This window comes from Vibrio sp. S11_S32 (assembly GCF_014694465.1).
Taxonomy (GTDB): Bacteria; Pseudomonadota; Gammaproteobacteria; order Enterobacterales; family Vibrionaceae; genus Vibrio; species Vibrio algicola.
The window spans coordinates 1-4,497 of sequence record NZ_JAAUWS010000089.1; the positions used below are offsets into that span (position 1 = coordinate 1).

The following is a 4,497-nucleotide window of genomic DNA, read 5'->3' on the forward strand; positions in this document are numbered from 1 at the left end:
ATAAGTACAAAAGTACTCAATAATATTAGATTATTGATTAATATGCGGCCCAGGAAAACACTGGATTATCTGAGTCCGATAGAAGCTTTTACTGGTAAGTGTGTGTCGCTTATGTCGAGAATCTAGGATTCAATTTCAGCTCTTTTATGCAAAATAAGGAATTCGTATGACAACATTATCTGGACTAAAATCTATCACTATCGCTGCAGTTTTTGCATTAACACTGGCTGCTTGTGACAATAACTCAAGCGATCAAGCGAAAGATGATGCTGACAGAGCTTCTATACAAACCAAAGAAGCCTTTGATGATGCCGGAGATAAAGTGAATGATATGGTGTCCGATGCAAAACAATCCGTTAATAATGCAGCAGAAAAAGCCGGTGATAAGATGGATAAAATGTCAGATAAAGCGGATGACATGGGTGATAAAATGTCCGACCATGCTGACGATATGGGCGATAAAGCCGATGACATGGCAACCGATGCGGGCAATGCAATCGAAGATGGTTGTGAAAAAGTCAAAGAAGGCGTCAATGCGGATGATACCGATTGTTAATCGTTTAACATTGAACACTGGATTGAAATCCCCTCAGACGCACATTTGGTGTCACTGATATCGAAGCTTTAATTTGCAGTAAAACGGCTTCCTTTGTAAAAATAAAATTTTAAATCTCCCCTAATTGCCGCAGAGCTTTATGCCTGCGGCTTTTTTTATCTACTCAGATCACATTATGATGATTTATATTGATTTAACGCAAGGCTCTCATTATTTAAGTTCATTAGTATAACCCCTCAATTTACTTACTCGATAAAGTTAAGTAAATGCACTAAAAGATGGAAGTTGATGAGGTCTGGTGGCCTTCTCGGTCTTCAAAACCGATGTGAGCTGAATAGGCTCTGGCAAGTTCGATTCTTGCCTCTTCCGCCAAATAGTTAATTAATTTTAAACATTATGGGTATAACGCATTCTTGTTACCCGTTAGCTGTGATTGACTATTCCGCTCTCTCCCAAAGGCGAATTTATGGCATCTTCCCAATCTCCAATCAATTATCGCTTACCGCAAATTGAGCAACTGTTGCAAACCAACCAATTGCAAACTTATCTCGCCAGCCTTAGCCGCCCTGTGGTGAAAAGCCTTATTCAAACCGAACTGCAAACCATCCGACAATCGGATCAATTTAAGCAACACGGTTGTGAGGGTATTGATGTCATCGGACGTATTATAAAAAGTTGCTATGCCGCACAACGTAAAAAATTACAGCGTGTGATCAATGCCACTGGCACGGTGATCCATACCAACCTTGGGCGATCACCAATCGATGCTGAGATTTGGGATAGCGTGCGTGATATTAATACCGGTTATAACAATTTAGAGTTGCAAGTTGAGTCAGGTAAACGTGGCGGCCGTAAGGGGCTGATTTGTGAATTATTGCATGCGTTAACTGGCGCAGAAGACGGCTTGATCGTTAACAATAATGCGTCTTCGGTTTATCTCCTATTGCAAGAGCTCGCCAAAGGCAAAGAAGTAATTATCTCGCGCGGGGAGCAAATTCAAATTGGTGGCGGTTTTCGTATTCCTGATATTATGGCGTTAACTGGCGCTAAAATGATCGAAGTAGGCACCACTAATATCACCACTGCCGACGATTACATCAATGCCATCACCGAAGATACCGCGTTGGTGTTAATGGTGCATCAATCCAACTTTGCGATCCAAGGCTTTACCGAAGCGCCAGATATTAACGAGGTGGCAAAACGCTTGCCTGACCATATTATTTTGGCGGTCGATCAAGGGTCTGGTTTAATCAATGAAACCCTGTCGCAACAAGAAACCTCGGTAAGCCAATATCTAAAATGGGGCGTCGACTTAGTGTGCTTCTCGGGCGATAAGATTTTAGGCGGCCCTCAATCGGGACTGATTTGTGGTCGAGGAGATTTAGTCGCGCAACTTGAAAAGAATCCGATGATGCGCACCTTCCGCCCTAGCCGTATTGTTTACTCATTACTCGAAGCGTTACTGATCAAAAAGCTCAACCATCAAAGCTCTGGCCAAGGCATTGCGCAAAAAACAGTGGATAACCACCAGCAAACTTTAGCGCGCGCTCAAGCTCTAGTGGCACGTTTCCCGCAATATTTAACCTTCAAATCATTACCTTTAATCATTGGCGGCGGCACACTGCCTAATACCCAATATGAATCTTGTGGGGTTGTTATCCAAGTTGATGGTCAAAGCGCGCAAACCATCAGCCGAGCCTTGCGCCGTTGTCCAACCCCTATCATCACCACCATTCAAAATGATCAAGTATTGTGTCATTTAGCCACGGTAAACGATGATGATTTTTTAGTTCTACAACAACAGCTTGCTGATTATTTCAACTAATGACGATTGTATATTAATGACGACTGCCAATCTTAAACCACTTAATCCTTATCATGCCTCTATTGGTGTGATTGGTCATGTTGACCACGGTAAAACAACTTTAATCCATGCGTTAACTGGTATTTTAACTGCGCGTGAACATGAACAAAAATTGGGCATGACACAAGATCTCGGCTTTGCATTTTTTAACGATGCACACGGCAATCATATTGGGATCGTGGATGTTCCTGGCCATGAGCGTTATATCCGCAACATGGTGTCTGGTATCGCCAGTTTAAATGCCGTGGTATTGGTGATCTCAGCGACCGAAGGTTGGATGCCAATGACTACTGACCATGTGCAAATTGCGCAAGCCCTTGGTCATAGCAACATCATTATTTGCATTAATAAATCCGATTTAGTCACACCGCAGCAATTACTTGAATTAGAAGATGTTGCATTAGAACGCGTCATGGATATGACTGGATTGGTGCCAGACGTGGTGTCAGTTTCAGCCTTAACTCATGCTGGTATCGATCAACTAAAACAAACCATTATTGATACCGTTTCGGCTCGACCTCGCCGCGTGGAGCAAGTTACCGCGACATCCGATGCAGATGAAACGAATACGCTCCCTGCCCGTCTTTATATTGATCGCAGCTTTACGATTAATGGTCTTGGCACTGTGGTGACTGGCACTTTGGCGCAAGGGTCAATTAGCATTAATGATAAAGTGTATATCGCGTCATCATCGAAAGAAAACCAACAATCACAAGCGTTTAAAGTCCGAAGTTTGCAATCTTATCATCAAGAGTGTGACCAAGTTGAAGGCGTAAGCCGAGTGGCGATTTGTCTTAAAGGCATTAAGCGTAAAGATATTCAACGTGGCGATTGTTTGGTTTCTGAACCTAATGCATGTGAGATGACCCATCAATTGATTGTGCGTTTATCAGATGACATCAAATATGTGCCTGAATTAAAAAGCAATAAGAATATTGAAGTCTCGCTCGGCAGTTGGCATGGCTTTGGCCAATTAATCTATTTAAAAGATACCCGTTTAGTCAGAATTAAACTCACCAAACCGGCGCCAGTGTATTTTGGTCAGCCTATCGCGTTAATGCAACATGGTGGCAGCGCTCTAATTCATGGTGGTTTTATAGTGTGGACAACCGAAGTCACCGGTTTTTTACGCCGCCGATTATATCAAGTACTCAATTCGTTAAGTTTGCCGATCCATTCACAACAACAAGCGCAGATCGAGTTTTCATTGCGCGGCTATATTAAGTGTGAGCTTGTCGATACCAATGCTATTCAATCGAGCACCCTTAGCCATCAGCAATGGTTGTTTGACAAGGCATGGTTAGAAGATATCACCGCCTCGATCACCACCGCGCTCGGCCAACCTGAGAGCGCACTTGATAATACAGAGCTAAGTCATCATCTACGCGCCGATATTCAAACTGTTGAAATGGTCACCTCGTATTTAAAAGCGCAACAATCAATTCATTTAAGCTATGGTAAATGGGTATTAGGTGATGGGAATTCTGAAGATGACTTAACAGAGCAAGCCCAAAGTCTATTGGCCGATATTCGCAGTAAAGGCAAAGATGGCTTTGAGCTCAGTAAAGAAGACATTACTTCAGCCGAAAAAGCGCAACTTAAGAATCTGGCGCGATTAAAGTATGTGGTGCAAATCGAAGGTGAGATTTATTACGACCAATTGTTGTATCAATCATTAGTCAAAGCCATTATTGCCGATCACGTTAAAGGCGATCGCATTAGCATGGGGGATATCAAAGATCGCAGTGGTCTAAGTCGTAAATACTCAATCCCACTGGCAAATCGTATGGAAAAAGACGGTTGGGTGCGCCGCCAAGAAAATGATCGCATTATTTTAAAGCCATACGCAGATCCTACGCCTTAAACGCGATTAATTATGAACTGAGCATAGCAAAAAGATGCTGACGAAAACTCATCGCTCGTCTTTTCTATGCCATCATTTATGGCTCATATAAAGTAAGCGTTCACCAGCACCCTATTGACAGGCGAATGTGACGATCATCACTTGATCTACAATTGCCTATTGAACGATCCTTTTTATGCTTCATTATCTTCACATGAGCAGAAAAAAAGAACC

3 protein-coding genes and 1 tRNA gene are annotated in these 4,497 nt (G+C 42.6%); all 4 read left to right on the top strand.

Going from position 1 to position 4,497, the window contains the following annotated elements:
* The first annotated feature begins 166 nt into the window (after nt 1-166).
* Entirely contained in the window at nt 167-556 is a 390-nt protein-coding gene (locus HC723_RS16415; protein ID WP_190339850.1) for a hypothetical protein, read from the top strand.
* Nucleotides 557-836: 280 nt separating this feature from the next.
* Nucleotides 837-928, top strand: a tRNA-Sec gene (locus HC723_RS16420).
* Between the two features lie 94 nt (nt 929-1,022).
* A complete protein-coding gene (selA, locus tag HC723_RS16425) occupies nt 1,023-2,381 on the top strand; it encodes an L-seryl-tRNA(Sec) selenium transferase (protein ID WP_190339851.1) in 1,359 nt (452 codons plus the stop codon).
* Between the two features lie 16 nt (nt 2,382-2,397).
* Nucleotides 2,398-4,284: a selenocysteine-specific translation elongation factor gene (gene selB, locus HC723_RS16430; protein WP_190339852.1), complete on the top strand. Its 1,887-nt coding sequence runs from the start codon at nt 2,398-2,400 to the stop codon at nt 4,282-4,284.
* Nucleotides 4,285-4,497 lie beyond the last annotated feature (213 nt).

Excerpts from the sequence above, each read along its gene's own strand:
- selA (WP_190339851.1), top strand. The coding sequence starts at position 1,023 with ATGGCATCTTCCCAATCTCCAATCAATTATCGCTTACCGCAAATTGAG.
- selB (WP_190339852.1), top strand. The coding sequence starts at position 2,398 with ATGACGACTGCCAATCTTAAACCACTTAATCCTTATCATGCCTCTATT.
- HC723_RS16415 (WP_190339850.1), top strand. The coding sequence starts at position 167 with ATGACAACATTATCTGGACTAAAATCTATCACTATCGCTGCAGTTTTT.